This window comes from Pristimantibacillus sp. Z349TD_6 (assembly GCF_056173205.1).
Window position 1 is genome coordinate 6010292 of record NZ_CM149662.1, and the last position, 22022, is coordinate 6032313.

Annotated in this window: 19 protein-coding genes; 4 read left to right on the top strand and 15 right to left on the bottom strand. The window is 45.5% G+C overall.

What is annotated here, in order from left to right:
- Positions 1-152 precede the first annotated feature (152 nt).
- From AC0VYE_RS26155 to AC0VYE_RS26175, 5 genes are all read right to left on the bottom strand, one after another.
- The gene (locus AC0VYE_RS26155) at positions 153-1043 is read right to left on the bottom strand and encodes a YhfM domain-containing protein (protein ID WP_475443447.1); all 891 of its coding nucleotides are present in this window, start codon (positions 1041-1043) and stop codon (positions 153-155) included.
- Between the two features lie 31 nt (positions 1044-1074).
- Positions 1075-2115 carry a FecCD family ABC transporter permease gene (locus AC0VYE_RS26160; protein ID WP_475443449.1) on the bottom strand — a complete coding sequence of 347 codons (1041 nt, stop codon included), beginning with the start codon at positions 2113-2115 and terminating at the stop codon, positions 1075-1077.
- Positions 2112-3125, bottom strand: a complete 1014-nt coding sequence (locus AC0VYE_RS26165; protein ID WP_475443451.1) for a FecCD family ABC transporter permease — start codon at positions 3123-3125, stop codon at positions 2112-2114. Before AC0VYE_RS26165 ends, AC0VYE_RS26160 begins: the two co-directional genes overlap by 4 nt.
- 108 nt (positions 3126-3233) lie before the next feature.
- Positions 3234-4520, bottom strand: a complete 1287-nt coding sequence (locus AC0VYE_RS26170) for a stalk domain-containing protein (RefSeq protein ID WP_475443453.1) — start codon at positions 4518-4520, stop codon at positions 3234-3236.
- A gap of 23 nt (positions 4521-4543) precedes the next feature.
- Positions 4544-5095: a hypothetical protein gene (locus tag AC0VYE_RS26175; RefSeq protein ID WP_475443455.1), complete on the bottom strand. Its 552-nt coding sequence runs from the start codon at positions 5093-5095 to the stop codon at positions 4544-4546.
- Positions 5096-5287: 192 nt separating this feature from the next.
- On the opposite strand from AC0VYE_RS26175, the gene AC0VYE_RS26180 reads away from it, so the two are divergent.
- Together AC0VYE_RS26180 and AC0VYE_RS26185 are read left to right on the top strand one after the other, a co-directional pair.
- Entirely contained in the window at positions 5288-6901 is a 1614-nt protein-coding gene (locus AC0VYE_RS26180; RefSeq protein WP_475443457.1) for a helix-turn-helix domain-containing protein, read from the top strand.
- Between the two features lie 129 nt (positions 6902-7030).
- Complete coding sequence (locus AC0VYE_RS26185) at positions 7031-7780, top strand: MBL fold metallo-hydrolase (RefSeq protein WP_475443459.1); 750 nt, start codon at positions 7031-7033, stop codon at positions 7778-7780.
- 54 nt (positions 7781-7834) lie between these two features.
- On the opposite strand, the gene uvrA is transcribed toward AC0VYE_RS26185, so the two are convergent.
- A complete protein-coding gene (gene uvrA, locus AC0VYE_RS26190; RefSeq protein ID WP_475443461.1) occupies positions 7835-10348 on the bottom strand; it encodes an excinuclease ABC subunit UvrA in 2514 nt (837 codons plus the stop codon).
- 206 nt (positions 10349-10554) lie between these two features.
- Here uvrA and AC0VYE_RS26195 point away from each other — a divergent pair, with 206 nt between their 5' ends.
- Positions 10555-11256: a MerR family transcriptional regulator gene (locus tag AC0VYE_RS26195; protein ID WP_256710868.1), complete on the top strand. Its 702-nt coding sequence runs from the start codon at positions 10555-10557 to the stop codon at positions 11254-11256.
- 3 nt (positions 11257-11259) lie between these two features.
- Here AC0VYE_RS26195 and AC0VYE_RS26200 read toward each other — a convergent pair whose 3' ends face one another.
- The 3 genes from AC0VYE_RS26200 to AC0VYE_RS26210 all read right to left on the bottom strand — a co-directional run bounded on the left by AC0VYE_RS26200 (position 11260) and on the right by AC0VYE_RS26210 (position 14000).
- A complete protein-coding gene (locus AC0VYE_RS26200; RefSeq protein WP_475449737.1) occupies positions 11260-11589 on the bottom strand; it encodes a low molecular weight protein tyrosine phosphatase family protein in 330 nt (109 codons plus the stop codon).
- A 29-nt stretch (positions 11590-11618) separates the two neighbouring features.
- Positions 11619-12728 carry a hypothetical protein gene (locus tag AC0VYE_RS26205; RefSeq protein ID WP_475443462.1) on the bottom strand — a complete coding sequence of 370 codons (1110 nt, stop codon included), beginning with the start codon at positions 12726-12728 and terminating at the stop codon, positions 11619-11621.
- 84 nt (positions 12729-12812) lie between these two features.
- On the bottom strand, positions 12813-14000 hold the full coding sequence (locus AC0VYE_RS26210; protein ID WP_475443464.1) for a saccharopine dehydrogenase family protein: 1188 nt from the start codon (positions 13998-14000) through the stop codon (positions 12813-12815).
- A gap of 115 nt (positions 14001-14115) precedes the next feature.
- On the opposite strand from AC0VYE_RS26210, the gene AC0VYE_RS26215 reads away from it, so the two are divergent.
- Positions 14116-15186 carry a response regulator transcription factor gene (locus AC0VYE_RS26215; protein WP_475443465.1) on the top strand — a complete coding sequence of 357 codons (1071 nt, stop codon included), beginning with the start codon at positions 14116-14118 and terminating at the stop codon, positions 15184-15186.
- Positions 15187-15627: 441 nt separating this feature from the next.
- On the opposite strand, the gene AC0VYE_RS26220 is transcribed toward AC0VYE_RS26215, so the two are convergent.
- The 6 genes from AC0VYE_RS26220 to AC0VYE_RS26245 form a co-directional block, all read right to left on the bottom strand.
- Positions 15628-16044, bottom strand: coding sequence for a VOC family protein (locus AC0VYE_RS26220; protein ID WP_076267544.1), 417 nt, complete (start codon positions 16042-16044; stop codon positions 15628-15630).
- A gap of 145 nt (positions 16045-16189) precedes the next feature.
- Complete coding sequence (locus AC0VYE_RS26225) at positions 16190-16474, bottom strand: DUF7667 family protein (protein WP_256710852.1); 285 nt, start codon at positions 16472-16474, stop codon at positions 16190-16192.
- A gap of 178 nt (positions 16475-16652) precedes the next feature.
- Positions 16653-18731, bottom strand: coding sequence for a glycoside hydrolase family 43 protein (locus AC0VYE_RS26230; RefSeq protein WP_475443467.1), 2079 nt, complete (start codon positions 18729-18731; stop codon positions 16653-16655).
- Between the two features lie 39 nt (positions 18732-18770).
- A complete protein-coding gene (locus tag AC0VYE_RS26235; RefSeq protein WP_475443469.1) occupies positions 18771-19577 on the bottom strand; it encodes a carbohydrate ABC transporter permease in 807 nt (268 codons plus the stop codon).
- Between the two features lie 19 nt (positions 19578-19596).
- Positions 19597-20487, bottom strand: coding sequence for a carbohydrate ABC transporter permease (locus tag AC0VYE_RS26240; protein ID WP_475443471.1), 891 nt, complete (start codon positions 20485-20487; stop codon positions 19597-19599).
- 125 nt (positions 20488-20612) lie between these two features.
- Positions 20613-21962 carry an ABC transporter substrate-binding protein gene (locus AC0VYE_RS26245; RefSeq protein WP_475443473.1) on the bottom strand — a complete coding sequence of 450 codons (1350 nt, stop codon included), beginning with the start codon at positions 21960-21962 and terminating at the stop codon, positions 20613-20615.
- Between the last annotated feature and the right edge of the window lie 60 nt (positions 21963-22022).

A 22022-nucleotide genomic window follows, 5' to 3' on the forward strand; every position in this document is an offset into this window, starting at 1 on the left:
ACGAAAATAGCGGCAGCAATGATGTAAACCACTCTCATTTCCGGCTATCAAGCCTATGACGAGGGTATAAACACATTTGCTGCCGCTATTTTTATATCTTTATTTTAGACTCTGTGTTGCGTCTATAACGGTGTGAATCCGCTAATTAACGATTAATCTACATCAGCTATGCGCCATTCAGCACCTTTTTCCTTGCTCTTTCGAAACACATACACTGAGCTTCCACCGTTATCTTCATTGTTCCTGATCTCCGAAACTTGAACGACAGCCTCAAACAACGACTTTTGCTCTTTTATAGCTATGGGTTGTTCGACCTTTATGCTTGTAATGGTGAATCCGGTAAAGTCGCTTGAATCTTCGCGTGACTTGCGTGCACTTTCCGTGTATAAGCTTAAAAAATCATCCCATTTTTTCTCATGCAAATACTTTATTCGCAAATTAATTAGCTCGATAAGTGGCTTCTCTTCTTCCGTGAAAGCTGAGCTTTCCAAATACGCTGGCTCTAGTGCTTCGTTATTCGGCGACTCAGACGACTGCATAGGAATGGGAGTTGGAGACTCGATTATAGGTGATGGCGACATGCTCTGCGTAATCTGCTGTTCACCTTCTACTATCTCGTCTGCTCCTTCTTTGCTAGAACCACTCACCGAATACGCATCATCCAGCAAAGTCCAAATCTTCTTCGTGGATGATTTCCCTAATCGATAAAGCGTTCCCGTGTCACCCGGCTTCATGAAATTCCCATGCTCGCTGCTCTTCGATATCCAAAGCAGGTAACGCGAGTCCCCTAAGATTACAGAATAGGGTGGTGCCGCGATATCGACCTTACCCTTCATTTGCTTTCCAAATCGGAACGCATATTCGAATGCTCGAATGGACTCTCGATCCTCCCACACCACTTGCGAGGTCGGCTCTGCCTGCTCGAAATCAAGCATGCGCTGGACGGTAACCTGATTCTCATTTACCCGAAACAAAAACATCAAAATTGCAGCAGCCACAACTACGACGCCAACCAGAATGATGTAGCCACGCTTCAAATGCACACTTCCTTTCTCCAAAAAATTTCACCCGTTGCTACCTGTTATTTCGTGTCCGATATAGTAAATAGATAAAGAAAGGTGCTCCAATACCGGAGGTAAAGACGCCAACTGGTATATCCAGCGGCATAAAAGCCGTTCTTGCAATCAAATCCGCCAATGCTACAATGATTCCGCCAAATAAGGCTGAAATCGGGAGCAGCCTGCTTGCAAAAGGACCTACTAATCGGCGGGCTGCATGTGGAGCTATCAAGCCGATAAAGCCGATCACACCGCCAATGGAAACTGCAGATCCAGCAAGTCCCACGCTAATAAGGATTAGAATGAAGCGATGCCGCTGCACAGGGCTGCCTAAACCAATCGCAAGCTCGTCTCCGAGCAGCTGAATACTCATTTGCCGCGTATAAAGGAGTGCGATAACCATTAAGACGAAGGTCCATGGTAAAAGGTTCCATACATAGGTCCAGGTTGTGCCATAAACTGTTCCGGTAAGCCAAATATAGGAGGAGCTAGCTGAATAGGCTGGGCTGAACACAAGCATAAATGTCGTCATTGCCGACAATAAGGAAGCCACACCTATTCCGACTAATACGAGGCGAAAGGGATTTACCCCCTTTTTCCAAGCAATTAAATAAACAAGAAAAAAGGCGCAAAAAGCCCCTGCAATAGCAGCTACAGGCAAGAAATGAATACTGACTGCAGCCGGCATATACGTAATAAAAGCAACCGCGCCTACGGAAGCCCCTCCCGTAATTCCTACAACATCAGGCGCTGCGAGCGGATTGCGGATGACGCTTTGCAGTATTGCGCCGGACACAGCAAGCGATGCACCGACCAAAAAAGCAACGATAACTCTTGGTGCCCTCAAGGATTGCACGATCAGAACATGATCGGGATTGCCCCTTCCAAACAAAGCATGCCATACACTGCTCGGTTTAATGACCTGCTCCCCCATAGCTAGGTTAGCTGCAATAACGAATATAGCTGCTAGAATAAGCAGCAAGGCGGAAAATACCGTTTTACGATGAAAAGGGTAGTAGCGACTGCCTGCTTTTAACGTAATTGTAGTTCTCTTCATCTCGTTAACAGCTCCTTACGCGCGATGTAGATAAAGAAAGGCGCACCGAGCGCTGCTGTCATAATACCGACTGGAACCTCTTCCGGCAAAATGATGAATCTCGCAATAACATCGGCAGAAAGCAGCAGTATCGCTCCAAGCAAAGCGCTGTATGGCAGAAGCCAGCGATAATCCATTCCTGCAATGTAACGTGCGATATGCGGAACAACAATGCCGATCAATCCGATTGGGCCAGCTACCGACACCGCCCCGCCAGCAAGCACAACGACGATCATTCCAGCTGCGAGCTTGATCCAAACCGTGCGCTGCCCAAGCCCTTTTGCTGCTTCGTCGCCCATCACTATAATGTTTAATTGTCTCGACAGCAGCAAAGCAGCAGCCCAGCCGATGCTGAGATAGGGCAGTACGGCCAGCAGCACATTTAAATCTCTTCCAGCAATTGACCCGGCAAGCCAGAACATCACATCCTGCAGTCCATTCTCATTGTGAACGAGCATGCCTTGCGTTATAGACACAAACAAGGCGGTCATCGCCGAGCCTGCCATTATTATTTTCAAAGGAGATAACCCATCTCTGCCAAGTGATCCAAGCATATATACCGCAGCTGCAGCCAGTGCCGCTCCGCCGAAAGAAACCCACACTAGAACACTCATCTGTGTAATCTTAAATATCGTTATGGCGGCAACAATGCCAACGCTCGCGCCCGCATTAATCCCCATCACGCTGGGCGATGCTAGAGGATTCCTCGTCACCGCTTGCATGATTGCACCTGCCATAGCAAGGCTTGCACCAATGGCGGCCGCAATGAGCGCGCGCGGCACCCTAGTTGTCATGACGACAACCTGCTCCATCGAGCTCTCGTCATAATTAATAAGCGCCGCAAACAAATGACTCCATTTTATTGTAGTAAAACCGAACCTGACGCTCGCAACGAAGCAGCAGAACATGAGAATAGCGCATATTACTAACCCGGCTAATTTCATTGCAAAACTTTTAGCTCCATTTTTCATTTCTATTAACGCTCCCATATCGTATCAAGTCCTATATACGCACATAAAAGAATGAGCGTTTTCGCCCATTCTTTTTTGCTCGTGCTTATAAACTAACTGTCATAACTACTATTCAAGATCAAAGTAGAAATACAAATCATCAAGCATCAGCTTTGCAGCTAAAGCACCGCCTGACAAATTCCAAGTAACGGCATTTACCTTATAATATTTTTTATTTTTTACTGCACTCAAATTTTTCCAAAGCGGGCTGTCAATCCATTCCTTCTGGAACTTGAAGATCGCACCGTCCCCGTCCCAATCCGTCGTAAAGTCGAAAATATAGTCGCCATCGAGCAAGCTCACTTGCTCTTTCGAGGTTACATTGATGATTTCTTGCTTCGTTGCCAGCTGTGCCTTTGGCGTTGTAAATCCAAGCTCTTGAAAAATTTTATAAGCAAACCCTGTGTTGTAAGCTCGTGCGCTGCCATTAGGATTTATGCGAATGACCGAAATTTCTGCGCCTTTATCTTTAGCTGACAGCTTGCTCTTAAAGTCAGCCACTCTAACTTTCCAGTCCGCTATAAATTTTGCAGCTGTATCTTCTTTATTAAGCACCTGAGCCGTTACGTTCAGGTTATCCTGCCAATCCGCCAAATCCTCCGTTACAATCGTAGGAGCGATCGCTTTAAGCTGATCGTAAATTTTCTCATGACGAACCTTCGTTGCAATAATAACGTCCGGCTTCAATCCAACAATAGCTTCAACGTTTGGTTGTGTTTCGTCACCGAGCGTTTTGGTGCCGATTAAGCTGGAGCGGATATACTCGTAAAAAGGCTGTTGAACATAGGATTCAACCGCGCCTACCGGTTTAACACCCAGGAGAACGGAAATGTCTACACCGCCGTTAAAGAGAATAACAACACGTTTTGGAACGCTGTTCAGCGTAGTGCTGCCAAGCGCGTGCTTGATCGTCTTTTTTGTTTCCAGCACGGCAGTTGATGTTTTGCCGTTCCAGTTCACCCATACGCCAAGCGATTCTCCAACGAAACGAAGCGGTACGAGCACGCTGCCTTTCACATTAACAGGCGCCGTATCCAAAGCTACGGATGTTCCGTCGATTTTTGCTGTTTTGCTGCCAATCGTCAATTCAACCTTGCGGCTGCCTTTTGTAATTGTCGCCCGTTTTGCTTTTTCATCATATTTTACCGTTCCGCCGAGTGTCTCAGCGATCGTTCTGTACGGGACTAGCGTGCGCCCGTTGATGGATTGCGGAGCTACACCAAATGAAAGTTTTTTGCCGTCTACGGTTACGTTAATAGGAGCAGCAGCCGCTGTCGCAGCAGTAGCAGGAATCACTGTAATGACAAGTGCAATTGCGAGTAAAAAACTAAACAATCTTTTTTTGACTAAAGACATTTTAAAGATCACCTATCCTTTTTTTATTGGCCTTGCAGTTCTTGCTTCAAATCTCGAAAGCTTTGATAAAGCTTATAGTCGAGCTGGATGAGCGGTTCTTTGTCCCATTTGCTCGCTTTCGTTGCTTGGATGAGCTTCCCTAAGTCATCCTGCAGTGCTTGAAACTTTACTTCATCGACTGCCTCAATATCAGCCTTAACCGCATTCCACAATCCCGCCATCTGCTCCACAAGCGCTTTGGCTTCAGCTGTTTCATCTGCTTCCACCGCTTGCTTTAGCGACTTGATTAAGCTGCTCATATCTGAAATGCCTGTTTGCGTATCTGTAATTTCTGCAGGCGGAATATTGGCAAATGGGTCGCTTAATTCTACAGTTTCACTGCTGTCAGCTTTGTTTCCATTGCTCCCTGCAGTGCTTCCGCTTTCAGAAGAGCTGCAACCGCTAAATAGGAGAATGAAACACATCACGCAAGCAAGCTGCAAGCTCCAGCGTCTCTCTTTCCATACCCTGCGCAAAAAGATGATGTAACGAATTGTTCCGCATCCTCCCTCTATGTAAATGATAATCATTTTCATCACTATTCTACAGATGACCATTTACAAAATGTATACACGAAATTGTCTGATTCATATGGACAAAAAAGTCATTTTGATTCCCTCTCTTGAAAAATGAGTGTTTTTCAAATTACTTTTTTGTTAAACTATAATTGATAATGGTTCTCACAGGTTTCGCGTACTATATCACATCTATATAAAGGATGTTTACTGTTGAATACCGAGCAAATATTTGTATCCTACTTCCCGCTCTCCATGAAGACTCATGAATATAATCCCGGCTTTCGCTCCAAAAGCATTAAAATAAGGCGCACATCAATCGGCATCATACAGAGCGGCAGTGCAAGTTTATATCTGGATGGAAATCGTTATCCACTCCAAGCTGGCACTTGTTTTTTTGTTCAGCCTTCGATGCGCATCCTATTTATGAATGATTCTAACAGCAATCTGAAGCTTCAGCTGCTTCATTACCGCAGCATAACATCCAGCTATGCTGATGAGTTATGCGCAGCTGCTTCGCATCCTCCCCGTATGCTCTTCGAAGCCATGCCAGTTCGCAATACTTTGCCTACAGTAACGGATGGGTTTATTACACAACTTCAGCAGGCTTTCGAGGAAAAGGGCATGGTTAGCGATCTCAAAAAACAACTTGTATTCAGCGAAATGCTGCTGCATTTACATACTCGGCAGCAGGTTCAGAGCTTGACGGTTAACGAATCCATCCAGCAAACCATCGCCTATATGGAAAATAAATATGCCAAAGCGATTCAAATAAGTGAACTGCCGGCGCTGGCAGGCATGACGCCTAGCTCCTATTGCCGTGCCTTCAAGAAAATAACCGGCCTCACGCCCGGTAACTATTTAACAAGGCTGCGCATGATCCGCGCCAAAGAGCTAATGACCGAGCAAGGTGCTGCTTTGCGCGATATCGCAATCAGTGTTGGCTTTCAAGACGAGCTCTATTTCAGCCGAGTATTTAAGAAGATGGAGGGAATCTCGCCATCTGTTTACCTGAAAAGAAGCGATAAGAAAATCGCGGTAGTCAGCCGTTTTTTACTGCAGGACCATTTGCTCGCACTCGGGATTTTGCCTATTGCAGCTCCGAGCTTTCCGAATTATTACAAGACATTATCCGGCTTTCCCAGCTACCTCCACGAAAGATTAGCAAGCACAACGCCGCTTAACGCGGAGCGAACGATAATGTCCAGCGATGTGATGCGCTTATCTCCAGATATGATTCTTAAGACAGAATTCCAAGAAAATCCGAACGACAATTTGTGGAATGCCAATAAAAACACGATTTTCATCGATCATTCCACCAGCTGGGAGCAATATTTAAGAACCATTGCCGCGCGAGTTAATAAGGAACGTGAAGCTGAACGCATCATTCGGCAAATGATCATGGCCGAGCAGGACGCAAGAAAAAAGCTTGCTTCGGTTACAAAACAAGGAAAATGGGTAATCATAAGACTGCTGCCAAATAATTGTCGCCTTTATGGAAATGGTGAACATACTTTTACGGAGTTATTTTACGATCGCTTGCAGTTCCAATGTGATGAGCGCATCACGCATCCCATTTATAAAAACAATGCGCTTGAGCATCTGATTGAGCTGAATCCCGAAAACATCTTAATCATTTGGAGTGAAGAGACGGAAGTGAATGCTCTTGCTGCAAATCCATTGTGGCAAAATCTCCGCGCTGTGAAGGCAAACCGAGTGTATTATCCTGATTCTAGAGAATGGGACCCTTGGGGCCCCATTGGGCGTGAATATATGATTCGTGAGATGAAACGTTATTTCATCAAAAACGCTACGAATGCATATTGACAAATAATTATTTTTATGGTATAATATAATATTTTACTATTTACATACATTTTAACTACTGGTACGATGTTACTTGAAATGAGCAACTCACCTGCAGCAAAAACTTCTAAACAGTAGCGGAGGGTTAAAATGAACATTGCAAGCGGAGTTAATATGATGCCGATATCAGCGGTCATGATGGGTCGAATGGAAACGATTTATCCCACTTTAATTTGGGATAACGACACCGTGATCTTGGTGGATACTGGCTATCCGGGGCAGCTGCCATTAATAAAGGAGCAAATGGAGCGTGCTGGACTTGCGTTTGAGCGGCTTAACAAAATCATTATTACCCATCAAGACCTTGACCACATTGGAAGCTTGCCTGCGATTTTGCAGGAATTGCCTCATAAGGCGGAGGTTCTTGCGGACAAAGTAGAAGCTCCTTACATTCAAGGTGAAGCACATTTGCTCAAAGTTACACCAGAATCGATTGAGCAAGCTGTCAAAGCCTTGCCGGCTGAGGTGCCTGAGGAATGGCGAGCCGCATTCAGGAAGACGCTTGAAAATCCGCCTAAAGCGAATGTCGATGTTATCATTACGGACGGGCAGCAATTGCCGTATTGCGGAGGAATTATCGTCATTGGCACTCCTGGGCATACGCCCGGACATCTTAGCCTTTATCACACCGCTAGCAAAACGTTGATTGCAGCTGATGCCCTGATCGTTGAAAACGACAAGCTGCTAGGTCCGACACCACATTATTGTCTCGACCCGGATACCGCAAAAAAATCCATCAAAAAATTAACGCAATACGACATAAACACAGTCATCTGCTACCATGGCGGGTTATATTCTGATCATGTGAATGAGCGGATTTTAGAGCTCGCTGCCGAATAGCGAATAAGGGAGCTGCCAACGCAATCGACGTTGACAGCTCCCCTTTATATATTTCTATAATCCGCCAGCCAGCGCTTTTTTCAAAAACTGTCCTGTATAGGAAGCAGCAATACCCGCTACTTGCTCTGGCGTTCCTGCTGCGACAAGATTGCCGCCTTCAGCACCGCCTTCGGGCCCTATATCGATGACCCAATCGGATTCCCGGATAAGTTCCAAGCTATGCTCAACCAGAATGACCGTATTGCCGGCATCCACTAATTTATTGAGTAGAGCAAGCAGCTGTTCAACATCTGTTGGATGCAAGCCCGTTGTTGGCTCATCCAGCAAATAAAGGGTATGCTTGTTCGATCTCTTGTTCAGCTCCTTAGCCAGCTTAATTCGCTGACCTTCTCCGCCTGACAACGTTTTTACCGACTGTCCCCACTGCAGATAACCTAACCCCACTTCACACAGCAGCTCGGTCATGCTGGCAATTTTTGCTTTATTTTTAAACACAGCTCGGCTCTCTTGGACCGTCATATCAAGCAAATCCGATATCGAATAACCCTCGTAGGTGACTCGCAGCACTTCATCTTTAAATCGTTTTCCTTTGCAAGCCGTGCAGCGAATTTCGAGATTAGGGAGAAAACTCATGTCTATCGATAATACGCCAAGTCCTTGGCAAGTCTCGCAGCGTCCCCCTGGTGTATTGAATGAAAAATGCTTCGAGGTAAGCTGATTGCGCTTCGCCTCTGGCAGCCCTGCATATAAATTTCGCAGCTGTGTAAATACTTCTGTATAAGTTGCAATATTTGAGCGCTGCATACGACCTAATGGTGACTGATCGACCGTAATTTGATTTCCGATATGCTCAAAGCCCGTAATGCTGTCGCAACCCGCAATACGCGGTTTCCCCTGCCCTCCCTCCGCAAGCAAATCAAATAACAAGGTCGATTTGCCTGAGCCAGACACTCCCGTCACCGAGATGAGACAGCCAAGTGGAAAAGCAACGTCAAACCCTTTCAAATTACGAGCATGTGCATGGACGATCGACAGCTGTTTACCGTCGCCTGACCTTCTTGTCCGTACTGCCGCTGGCAATCTTTCCTGACGTAAATAGGTACCTGTAACGGAACTCTCACTTGCGATCAGCTCCTCCAAGCTGCCTTCGCCAACGACCGTACCACCCAAATATCCCGCTCCTGGACCGATATCAATAATATGATCTGCAGCTCTCATGACCTCAATATCATGCTCAATAACGAGTACCGTGTTGCCCAAATCACGCAGCTGCATGAGAACGCGAAGCAAACCTGCTGTATCACGCGGATGTAGACCTGTTGTTGGCTCATCCAATATATAGAGCACACCAGTAAGTCCAGACCCAAGGAGTGACGCTAATCGCAGACGCTGAGCTTCCCCGCCTGACAGGGAGACGGTCTGTCGATCCAGAGATAAATAACTTAGGCCAACATCGATGATTCTCTCTAAACGTATCGGCATATCGGTCATGACAGGCGCAAGCAGCGGCCGTCCCTGAGGAGGCATAGCATCCTGAAGCTGCTTGGTCCAAATAAGCAAATCCTCCAATGACCAAGTGGATACTTCTGATATCGAAGCTCCTGCCACTAAAGCTGACCGGCTTTCTTTTTTTAGACGCATGCCCTTGCAATCCGTACACCCATCTTGCTTAAAATAATCGTTTTCCTTTTCTGCTGCCCCTTGCTCGCTTTCCTTCTCTTTATACCTTCTCCACATACCAGTTACAATGCCTTCAAACTTGCCTTTTCCGACTGTTTTTGGCGGCACGGCAAGAGGAAAATGCCTCATGAATGCATCGCTCTCCACGCCGTAATAAAGCAGATCACGCTGGATTTCCGTATAATTCTTTAATGGCAGGTTGAGATCAAATGTAAATCCATAATGGTCTCCTGCAGCCTTTAAAATGACAGCATAATATTCGAGTTGTACTTCGTACAGGTAAGTCACACAGCCGCCGCGGAAACTCAGCTCTTGATTGAATACTGCTTCTAAGTCAAGCGTGGCAACATGTCCTAACCCACTGCAGATTTCGCAGGCTCCCTCCGGCTTATTGAAAGAAAAATGAGCCATTCCGAGCTTCTCATGTTCCTTCTTGCAGCCCGGGCATACGATCGTCTGGCGTCCCTCCTCTTCCTCTGCAGCTGCGATATCATTCTCTTCATCGAATACAGGCGGTATAGTTGTACCGCAGCTGCTGCATACACGGCTGCTAAGCCTGGAGTAGACAAAACGCAAATACGTATAAATATCTGTAACCGTACCAACCGTAGAACGCGGATTGCGATTGGTGACGTGCTGACCGATGCTGATGGAAGGAGAAAGTCCAGCTATCGATTCCACCTTCGGCTTGCTTATGGAATCCGATACCATCCCCATTGACTCCATATACTGCCTCTGACATTCCCTTTGCAGCGTGTCCATGGCAAGCGTTGATTTGCCGGAGCCTGAAGGTCCTGTCAACACAACCAATTTGTATTTGGGGATTGAGAGTGAAATGTTTTTCAAGTTATTTTCGCGTGCTCCTGTGATGACTATCGTATCGTTCATGCATGTCCTCCTCATTGACAATAAATTTTTGGGGTAAGCAACGCTTCGCCTATTTAGAGCTCTTTTCCAGCATTTATTCCAGCATACTACATTGATGCAAGTGAGAAAGTTACGCAAATAAACACCCTATTTAACCCGTTTCGTTGACAAAAAGGTTCTCATGGTTGTTTAATGTTTTTAGAAAATGTTCGGAGGTGTTTTTTGTGATGATTCGGCCGATTGATATTGCCAGGAGATTAAATATTAGTACTAACGCGTTGAGGCACTACGAGGATTGGGGCATCATTCCACCGGTTAAACGAGGGACAAACGGTTATCGCATATATACAGCAGAACACGTCGCTTACTTTGAGTGCATAAGAGCGATGAATGAAGGTTTTGGAATGACGCTTACCAAAGAAGTAATGATTAAACTGATCGATGGCGAGATTGATGAGGCGTTATGGCTTGTAAACAGTGCACAGGCAGAGCTTCACCGTGACAAAACGATCGCCGATAAAACGATTCTTGCGCTGGAGACCGATGAAATTCATTTGCTGCATAAAGCAAGGAAAAGAAATGGGATGACCATTGGGGAAGTATCCGAGGCAACAACCATACCTAGCTCCGCTATTCGTCACTGGGAGAAGATGGGTCTCCTTATTGTTAATCGCAACAAGGAAAATGGTTACCGCATCTTCAGTCCAGCAAATCTGCGTCAAATCTTAATTATTCGCACCTTCAAGGCGGCGGTATGGTCGCTTGAGATCATTCAGCAGGTGCTGAAAGAGGTTAACGATAACCAGGTAGAAAATGCGATAAAAATAGCGCGTGAATCGATGCAATTTCTAAATCGAGTCAATAGAAACCAACTGCTCGGAGCCCATTCTTTGTATAAGCTTCTGCTCGTCATCGAACAAAAACATTAATCATTATGCCAGATCGCTGACATAGAAAGCTGCACTTGATCGAAGCAGATCGATTAAATCTTCGTTCATATATTCGAATTCATCTGGTACATGAAGACAGATTAACTGCTTGCCCGAAAGCTCATGGCCAAACTTGCTTTGCAGCCTTCGAATATGTTTTTTCTCCATTGCAAAAATATAATCAGCCCAGCCAATATGACCTGCTGTCACCTTAATCCGAGCATTCTCTTCCGTACCAGCAGACCTCACCTCATGGCCGCCAACACCTTGAAAAATCGTTTCCGCAGTCAAGCTTCGCCACTTGTTTCTGCTGCATACAAATAATAGATTTATCGAGAACACACTCCTCATTGATATTTAATTTATTGATCAACCAGTTCAAGCAAATTACTCAGCTCATGATATAACTCCAGCTCCGACAATACGCGCTTGCATCGTCTGAGCATCAGTCTGTCATCCAAAATTAACTTCTTGTGCTGCGCATCACGAAGGAAAGCAAGCTTTCTCTCTGCGCTCGCATCTTCAACAATAGCATCGAGCGCCCGCCTATCATCCCAATTAATAGAAAGCGGCCCCTCAGCGGTATAATCAGCCTGACCCGAAAGCGGTACAACGCCAATCGAATCCAGCGTTTGCATACAAATTGCTTGCGCCCTTTCCTCACGTACACTTTGGATATACTGTTCCAAGTCAGTAATTTCACGCAGTCCAAAAAGCTCTTTCAGCCTTTGCAGCGCCGCTGACTGCTCCTCCGCCAAGCTTTCATTTTTCTGCTCTCGCGTCTTTTTAAAGAAATCATCAAATGACGCAGGATTATTATACAGTAGACTTCTATCCGTAATAATAAGACGAAGGAAATCCTTAATATTTTTGGCAACAAGCCATATTTCCGAGTCAAAATCCATTGGCGATACGACAGCTATATAAGCTTGCTCCAAATCTTTGACAGCTCCAAAATCCGTTACAAAACAATAATGAATGCCATCACTACCAGAGCTGGCGAAAGGAATAAAATCGGGCGGCGTACATGGATAGCGAAAGTCATATTTTTGCATAATAAGCCCCAGCTCTAGATCCATTGCTCTTCCGAGCTCAGTCTCCAGCTCGTACAGCTGATTAATCGCCTGCGGCACCTCGTAGTTGCCATATTGCCGATGAATACGCGGCTTATCCCATTTTTGTTCAGTTTCAATGATAGGCCCAAACGATATTTTCGATGGCAAATTCGCCCTATCGATGCTGGCATAAGCTTGAATAATATCCGGTACGTATTCACGAGTCATTTTATGGCCGGATAGAATTTGGTACAGCTGCGTAAGGTCATCTTCTTCCCACGTCGACAAGCTCTCCAACGATATACCGCCCTTATGACCGGATAAACGCAAAATAATCGCATCAAACTGTGCGCGGTTATCCTCCTTTACGAACGCATATTCTTCCAAAATGAAAGCAATCATCGATTGTTTATCCATGCTCAGCTCCATCTCCCTATCTTAAATCCGATTCAGTATTTTAGGCATTTAATGCTAATTATACCAAATGAATCATCTGAAAAACTACATATTCATCCTCGTCCAGCTCTCGATATTCGAGATGGCAGCGATTGAAAGCTTGTTCTCGTCCTCTTTTAAACGCAGCTCAAGCTTTGTTTCATACAGATCGAGCTCAAATAATTGCTCAATATGAAAAACTCCTTTTGGCAGATTTGAGCTGTATACAGCCATGGCAACCGCAATTGCCGTTTGTGCTGTAATTTCTGCCTCCTCTGTACCCTGCAGTCCAAATTCGATTAACGTCTCTACTCCTGATTTAACACCGTAACCTGTTATCTTTACCGCGTAACGAGCAGAACCGACTCGAAGCTTACCAAGCAGTTGAATCGCCAAACTTCTCATCGGTTTTAATCGCAGCAGACGATCGAATTCTAATCCCTTAAAGAGTGCTATCGCGCTGGTGACGATCCGCGAATCAAAGCATAACCTCGTAGATACTGATGGTACGCCTAATGTATGAGGTAGTGTTTCTTGGTCGGAAAATGGGAAGCGATAGGCTGTTCGGACTTTTAAATCAGCGCCAAAATCTGTTTTAAGCCCTTCCGTAAAGCTGCTGACACTTCGTTCACTGCCTGATTCAGTAATATGAAATGACCGTGAGAGACTATCGACTGTCCATTCGATTGCCGCTTTGCCATGCGCGTCTCCAAGACCCAGCATAATGCCAATATCAATCCGTTGCACTTCATCCATCGACTGCACGGCTTTAAGCGCCAGCAAATTCGTCAGGCCTGGCGCCAGCCCGACGCTTAATACAGCAGTACCTTGCTGATCGTTCACTCTTTTATTCAATTGCTCCATCGCTGCAAAAAAAGCACCATTCGCCGAAACGTCTACATAGTCCGCGCCAGCGAGCAAACAAGCTTCCGCAAAGGCAGTATCCATCTGATCCAAACACATCACAACAAGCTTTACTCGTTCAAGCTGTTGTTTCTTAAGCGGTTCTTCCACTGAAATGCGAAGCGGCTTTACCTTCCCGCCACCACTCTGGCAAAATTGCTCAGCTCGCGCTAAACTTCTGCCTGCCGCATACACGTTGCCTGGATAATGAATCGCAAGCTGATTGCATATTTTCCCGCCCACATGGCCGTAGCCGCCTACTACAATGATGTCTGTTTTCATAGCTGTCCCCTTATCCTCTCTTAAATCAACATAGCCGTCTACTATATAAGCAGCAGCAAAGCTGTTCATCGTCTCATCCATTATGTAAAATGAATTAAGAATTATTCTCAATTATAGTGGAGATAAAATAAACGACCATCCCATAAATGTGGGATTCCGAATACAGAAATGAAGGAGACTGCGTATGTCTTTAACTATAGATACGGTCAAGCAGCGATTAAATAAGTTGTCCGTTGCTTCAATAACATCACAGGCTTATCGCGAAGCGGCCTTATCCATCATCAGAGAAGCCGTGCCTTATGCAGGAGCCTGCTGCACCTCTGTTGATCCGATGACTCTGCTCTCAATCGGGGCGACAACAGATGAGTCCGTTGAGGCAATTCATCATCATTTATTTGAATATGAATATTTGCATGAGGATTACAACAGCTATGAGCAGTTAGCCCAGGCTGAAATGGCAGCAGCCTCCTTAAGCGAAGCCACTGAGGGCCACTTGGGGCGCAGCGGTCGTTACCAAGAGGTTCTACTGCCTGCTGGATTCGGAGACGAGCTGCGTGCTGCTTTGCTTTGTGAAGGTTCATGCTGGGGATATTTGACGTTGTTCCGTAAGTCAGGGGAGCCTTTATTCCTTGAGTCGGAAATTTTGTCTATCGTCGCTGTCGCTCCGATTTTAGCCAAAACATTAAAAAAATACGCTTTGGAGCTTCCGTCGACCGAGGGCGTTGCAGGCTTAGAGGAGCCTGGCTTCTTGGTGCTGTCCGAGCAGCTTCAATTAAATTCCTCCAATGATGCTGCCCGCCGCTGGCTTTCCGCCTTAAGAGGCTTAGAGCAAATAGAAGGCGATACACTGCCAAGACCAATCAGAGCTGTTTGCTCTCGGTCGCTGGCGAAGCCAACCTCTTCAGCGGATGAAACAAAGTCAGCAAAAGTATGTATTCGGATGCCGAGCGGTCATTATTTATCCTTGCATGCGAGCAGGCTGGATGGGACAAATGGTTTGACCCAGCTTGCGGTCTTTATCGAGCAGGCTAAACCATCCGATATTGTTCCGCTCATATCAGAGGCATACGCCCTCTCTTCTCGCGAGAAGGAGGTTATAGAGCGGATCATCAAAGCATTTTCTACTAAAGAAATTGCTAAGTCTCTTCATATTTCTGCTTATACCGTTCAAGACCATTTAAAGTCGATTTTCACAAAAACCGGAGTAAACAGCCGGCGTGAGCTTTTATGGGAACTGTTTTCACGTCATAACTAATAACCAGAGGTTGATGTCATCTTCAAGGGGTCTTATTCTTACAAACTGGGAACGAGATGCTGGCTAATCCTCCCCAGATCACAACTCTAACGAACTGAATCATGCTTATTGTGAACAAAATCCCATGTTTTGAATACTAACGAACCTTATTGACGTTATCGCATGTTTTATAGGATGTTCTGAACTGTTTTTCTCGAAATAAGGACGCTGGAGTTCGCTACACTTTTAATTCAAGACAAATGGTTTAAATAAGAGCTGCTGGGTTCGTTAACTGAAAATAGTGGTGCAATCCAGATGGTAGTGAGTAGTGAGTAGTGAGCGCATCGCCGGCAGAGCAACGCTTAGGGATTCACGCAGTCTAAGCTCCATTAACAAAACAAAGCAGGGGCTGTCCAAAACGCACATAAATCTACGTTTAAGACAGCCCCTGCATTATTCCGCTTACCCTTGTTCAATCACACTTGGGTCCATATACACTAGTTCCCATAGATGATTATTTATATCTTGAAAGCTCCAGTTATACATAAATCCATGGTCAATTGGATCTTTAGCAGGTTTACCGCCAGCTTCCAAAGCCTTATTCACAATCTCATCCACTTGCTCTTTGCTTTCGGCGGATAATGTCAATATGACCTCAGCTGTTTTCGATGGATCTGCAATTTCTTTATCAATAAACGTTTGGAAGTATTGCTCAACCAGCAGCATAGCAAAAATATTAGGTCCGATGATCATACAGGTAGCTTTCTCATCCGTAAATTGGGGGTTGAACTCAAACCCTAATTTAGTAAAAAAATCGACTGTCTTATTCAAATCTTTAATCGGTAAATTCACAAAGATGTTTGCGGACTGAAAAGCCATAACCTATCACCTCTTAATTAGAATGCCCTACATGTGATTCGTCACTATCATAATAACCTACATTCTAGCTTTATTACTAGTGAATGATCGTTTGACGATTTCTTTTTTCATACCAATACACGCTCATTAATAAGCCGTTTCTTGCTTACTTTTCCGTTTTGCCTTCAAAAAACAAAGGACGCTTGCATTCATGAGTTCTCTCCAGCTTGTCAATTTCGACTGCGATTTCCTGAAGCCAAACCTCATCACCTGTCATGCTCGCCATATAGCCAAAATTATATTGTTCGGCAAGTCTTTGTGCATACTTGGCATTCAATTTCATGCAGGCGTTTAGCTCTGAGCTTTCTTGCTCCGTTAAGCTCCGTTTCTCCTGCAGCAGCCACAGCTCAGCAAGGCGCCAATGAACATTCATCATATCGATCATTCCCATCGTTCTATTAATGACCTTCTCCTCTATTCTTTCCCAGTCGCAGCCAAAATAATCTCCTTGCTATTAAAACTCACAAAAAATTAGTAGATTTGCTATAAAAAAAGAAGAGCCCGTCCCTCTAGGTCATTGGCGACCTAGAGAAACAGACTCAATATTTCATAAACCAGCATGATAACATTTACTTATTAAGCATCGTATACCGCGTTTCACGGAATGAGGCTTCACCTGCGCCCACCAGACCAGGCAAGCCTGCAAGGCTGGATACAGCTCCTGCAAATACGACTTGATCGTCCAGTCGAATGGTCAAGCAGCCGTTAACGACCGTACTCGAAAGCGTATGCCAGACCGTCCAATCGAAGTTTGCCGCATCTAAAGTAACGCTGGATAAAACAGATGCCTCCCCATCAATACATGACGATACGGTTACGGAACCGGCTGTACGATTCAATACCGCTTCTACCGAATTTCGCTCATCCGTATAAGCGGCATAGACGCCATATTCGGAACCGCGCTTCACGAGAATATCGGTATCAAAACGGTAAGCCTCGCCTGAGGCTCCATCGCTTAAAGAATCCAATAACCAAGCTGTACGCAGCCCTTGCTTGCTGCGGCAGTGAAGCTCGCCGCCGCTAACACGGCAGATGCCATCGCCGCTTGTCCGCTCTAGCTGCTCAGCAAATGCGGTGCTGCTCGCATCCGTTAACGCCAAATGGCGCGTAACCTCAAACCCTGCAAAGGAAGCAGCTGTATAACGCGTTTGTAAACCTACGCTGCCACTGGTAATCGGGAATCGCTTATCTATTACCGTAACCTCATCAAGCTGAATACGATAGTTGTCTCCTGTTTTCTCCACACGCAGCAAATGGTATACGGCGAAGTTAAAGCTCTCTGGCAAAGCATGCTCGATAGCTTCATGCTGAACGCCTTTATAGACGGCATGAGCACGTAGTACTCTACGTCCGACATCCAATAAGACCGACACGTAATTGCTTTCGTCCTGATATGCGGCATAAATGCCATATAAACCGCCGGTATGATCCTTCGACCATTTCACGCTTGCTTCAAGAACATAGTGGCTGTATGCAGACTTCGTGACCGCCCCGGCGATAACAGCACGGTTCGTCTGAAGGGCTTCGCCATTTGCTCTTGTCCAGCTGCCCGCAGCTGCTTGCCACAACTCGCCAAGACCTTCTTCCCTGCCGTCAAACAGATCACGGAATGTTGGCTGCGCCGGCGCTGTCTGCGGCGTATAAGTCGGGCCGGCAATATAGAGGCGATCACCGCTCCAAAGCAGAGGATCTGCTCGCATCGTCCGCTGCTCACGGTCCATGTCAAGAACATCGTCAGCATTCCGGCCATGGTAAAATACCCATGAATCCACGTTGTTTGGAGCTCTCACGACGGAATTGTGGCCTACGCCCTCGACACCATCATTTTTGCGAAGAAGCGGCTCGTATTGATCATCGGAAGGATACTTATTCCATTCCAGCTCATGAAGCGGCTGGCCTTTGCTGCCGTCTGCCACCGAATACCCTAGGAAATAATTTGGGCGTACATAAGCATTTCCACTGTACATCATGTAATGCTTCGAGCCGCGCTTCAAATAAAAAGCACCCTCGATCGTATGCCAGTCACGGCCGTCGCCAAACCGATTTTCCTCATAGATTTCCTCATCAATAGTAGGCAATACGACAATTTGCGGCTCACCGGCTGGCGTAACCATATCCAGCATTGTATCGACCAGGATGACTGTGCCCGCACGATCACGATCCACGCCCGAATATTCATTATTGGAGTAAAACATATAATAATCGCCTTGCTCGTCCTTCACAACATGCGCATCCAATGAAAACGTGTCATAAAATGTTCGCACGTATTCGAATGGGCCTTCCGGCGTATCTGAAACGGCAACCATCAATCGCTCTTCATGCACATCTTCTTCCGTAATCGGCATGGATGATACGTATAAGTAAAAGCGGCCATTCTCATATACAGCGGCTGGCGCCCAATATTCCTTATGCCCTTCCAATTGAAATCCATAGCCTAAGTGCTCCCAGCTTACAAGATCACTAGAGCGAAGCACAACTACGCCAGCTTTCGCGGTTGCATAGGTATAATAACGACCGTTAAATTTCAAAAGGTAAGGATCGGGATGCACGAGCGTCAGCGGCTCCTGTTGCCCTGCGCCCGCTCCGATCTTCAGCGGATTCAAATACGATGCGCCGCCATGATGCGGCAGTCCGATGTTTTTATCCAAAATAATAGTCCTCCTCTAACTTATCTAATAGCTCATTAATTAGCTTTTTACTGCGCCCGCCGTTAAGCCTGATTTCATTGCATTCTGACCGAACATATAAACAATAATGGAAGGAATAGTCATCAAAATAAGCGCTGCATAAAGCTGTGCGACCATTTCTGGCGTCTGATTTGTTGTACCCGTAAAAAATTGCGTAGCCAGCGTAACGGTATACATCTTTTCATCACGAATGAGGAGCAGCGGAATGATATAGTCATTCCATGAGTAGATAAATGTAAGCACTGCAATATTAATAATAGCAGGTATGCCAAGCGGGATCATGATCGTTCTGTACATTCGGAAGGATGTGCAGCCATCAATCATGCCCGCTTCCAGAATCGCATTCGGAATGGAATCGAAATAGTTTTTGAGAATAAGAAGCATGAAAGGTGCGTTGAATGCGACCAATGGCAAAATGACGCCTGAATAGCTATTCATAATGCCAAGTGTTTTTGCTGTAAAAAAGAGCGGTGACATAACCGCTGTCGCAGGAATAGCCAAGCAGGCAACCAGCGAATAAAACAGGACGTTTTTCATCTTGAATTGCATTTTTGAGAAGGCATAAGCAGCCAGTGTAGCTAGCAAACCTACTGCGAGAGTTGTGCATACCGCAATAAAAAAGCTATTGAAAACGACTAGGAAATAATTGACCTTTGGGTGATTGATAACGGCAAGATAATTGCCAAACCCATTGATGCCGAGCGATTTAATGACGGATTGTACAAGCGGATACAACCAAACGATCGCAACTATGGCTAACACGGCTTGAATGATCCATTTATCTAATTTGCGTAAATTAATAAACATTTGAGCTCACCCCTTACGGTTATAAATCACGTTGTTGACGGTTCGTATACTGAATTTGCAGCACGGCAAGTATGAGAGCGATGATGAGAATGGTAACTCCTGCAGCAGCGGACATCCCGCCATTAAACTCCTCAATCGCCTTCTTATACACATACGTAGTCAGAAACTCTGTCGAGCGCCCCGGTCCGCCGCCAGTAAGCAGCGATACGATGTCGAACGTTTTGAGCGAGCCGACAATACCAAGAATGACGAGTGTAGACGTTGTGCCGCCAACGAGCGGAACCGTAATTTTGAACAGCGTCCTCCAGAAGCCGGAACCGTCAATTTTTGCTGATTCATAGATTTCATCTGGAATGGCTAGAAGCGCTGAATAATATAGCGTCATACTAAAGCCCATCCATTCAAAAATATTGACGATAATAATCGACATGAGTGCATATTTGGGATCGCCAAGCCAGGATACAGCTAGAAAATCAAGTCCTATAGCTCGCAATCCTTCATTCAGACTTCCGAAGTTTGTATCCATAATGATACGGAATATAGCTGCAATAATGATCGGTGCCATAATGGTCGGTATGAAATAGACCGATCTGAAGATAGAATGACCCCGCAGCTTCGCGCGAAGCAGTATCGCCAGCATTAACCCAAGCGCCGCTTGAATGCCCACTGTAAAAATAAAGAACACGAGATTATTCCGCAGTGCGATATGGTAAGACTTATCGTCAAACAGCTTGATATAGTTATCAAAGCCGATATATTTCATCTCCGAGTCAATGCCGTTCCAAGAATGAAAGCTCGTATAAACCGTAAATCCTATGCAATAGTACAAAAATAAACCCGATACGATAAGAATTGGTAAAATATATAAATAAGCTCTCCATCCGGAAAGAACAGAACGATTGCCGTTCATGGTGTATCACCCCTTCATTTACCTATCAAATATAAGGTTTTGAGTATAAGAAAGAGCATGAATACCAACACGCATATCCATGCTCTTTATCTGCTCTAAATCTTATTGCTTGCTAAAATTCGAATCTACTTGCGGTCGATCCCGTCAGAAACCTTCTGGATATCTTTAAGCGAGGTTTCAATGCTTTTACCTGCTGCAACATCCTGCATCGCTACACCAATCGCATTCGTAAGCTCAGGGTAATCAAGCAGACGTTTGCCTACTGCATTTTCGATTGCATCGTTTACCGTTTTGATCGCTTCACGCTCGGATTCGAATTTAAATTGATCAAGCGATTGAATTTCAATGCCAATCTTAGCTGGTGATCCTTGAATGAAATCAGCCATAATTTGTTGGCCTTCGCCTTGTGTCATAAACTCAAGCAGCTTCCAAGCCGCTTCCTTGTTTTTGGAGTTTTTGTTGATTGAAAGTGCTGTATCTACGCTGGCAACCGCTTTGGATTCGTTTGGTCCGATTTGCGGAAGCAAGAAAATGCCCGTTTCATCGTTTTCAATCGCTGTTCCGTCTTTCTCTCCGCCTGGAAGGCTGAAGCCTGCATGCCAAGAACCAGTCAAGAACATCGCTGCTTTACCAGAATAGAAGTATTGGTCACGAGCATCTGGGTAAGTAGACAAGCCCAAAGCTCCGTCTTGCATCACTTTATCAGTGAATAGCTTGCTCCATGCTGTCATCGTGTCAACGAAAGCTTGATCGGTCCAAGCTGCTTTGCCTTGCTCTGCTTCATAGATTTTGCCTGGCGCGAATTGATTGCTAAGCGCTACGAACATATCAACGTCATGCCAAATGTCCTTCGCTCCGAAAGCTACTGGCACGATGCCGTTGCCTTTCTCACGAATAGTCGCATTTACAGACAACCACTCTTCATACGTTGTCGGCACTTTTGTAATGCCCAATTTATCAAAAATCGTTTTGTTGTAAAGAACAAATTCTTGGCCAGTCAAGTTAAGCGGCAGTGCAACCATTGTGCCGTCTTTTGCTCTTACTTGATCGATAGAAGCTTTAACGAACTTGTCCTGCCAGCCAGTACCCCAGTTCGTATCCGCAAGCGCTTCGATAGGCTCTAGCGTGTTGGCATATTGGTTCAGCATGCCTCCAACTTGCATACCAAGTAGATCCGGACCTTCGTTGGCAGCCATCGCTACTTGAAGCTTCTTCTGAAAGTCTGTTTGCTCGCCGCGCCAGTAATCTACTTTAATGTTCGGGTTAGCTGCTTCGAATGCCGCAATCGCTTTCTCCGCTTGAACATCCGTAGGAACCCAAGACCAGAAAGTAACCGTTTGCTGTTCCGTAGAAGTTGATCCACTATTCTTGCCGTTGTTTGTGTCTGTGTTTTTGCTGCCGCAAGCAGCAGCCGTCAATGTTAAACAAATGGATAATGCCAATACAAGCGCAAATCTAAAAGATAATTTTTTCATTGTTCCATCTCCCCTTAGATGTATGTTTGTCATCTTGCCTCTTCATCATAGAAAAGAAGA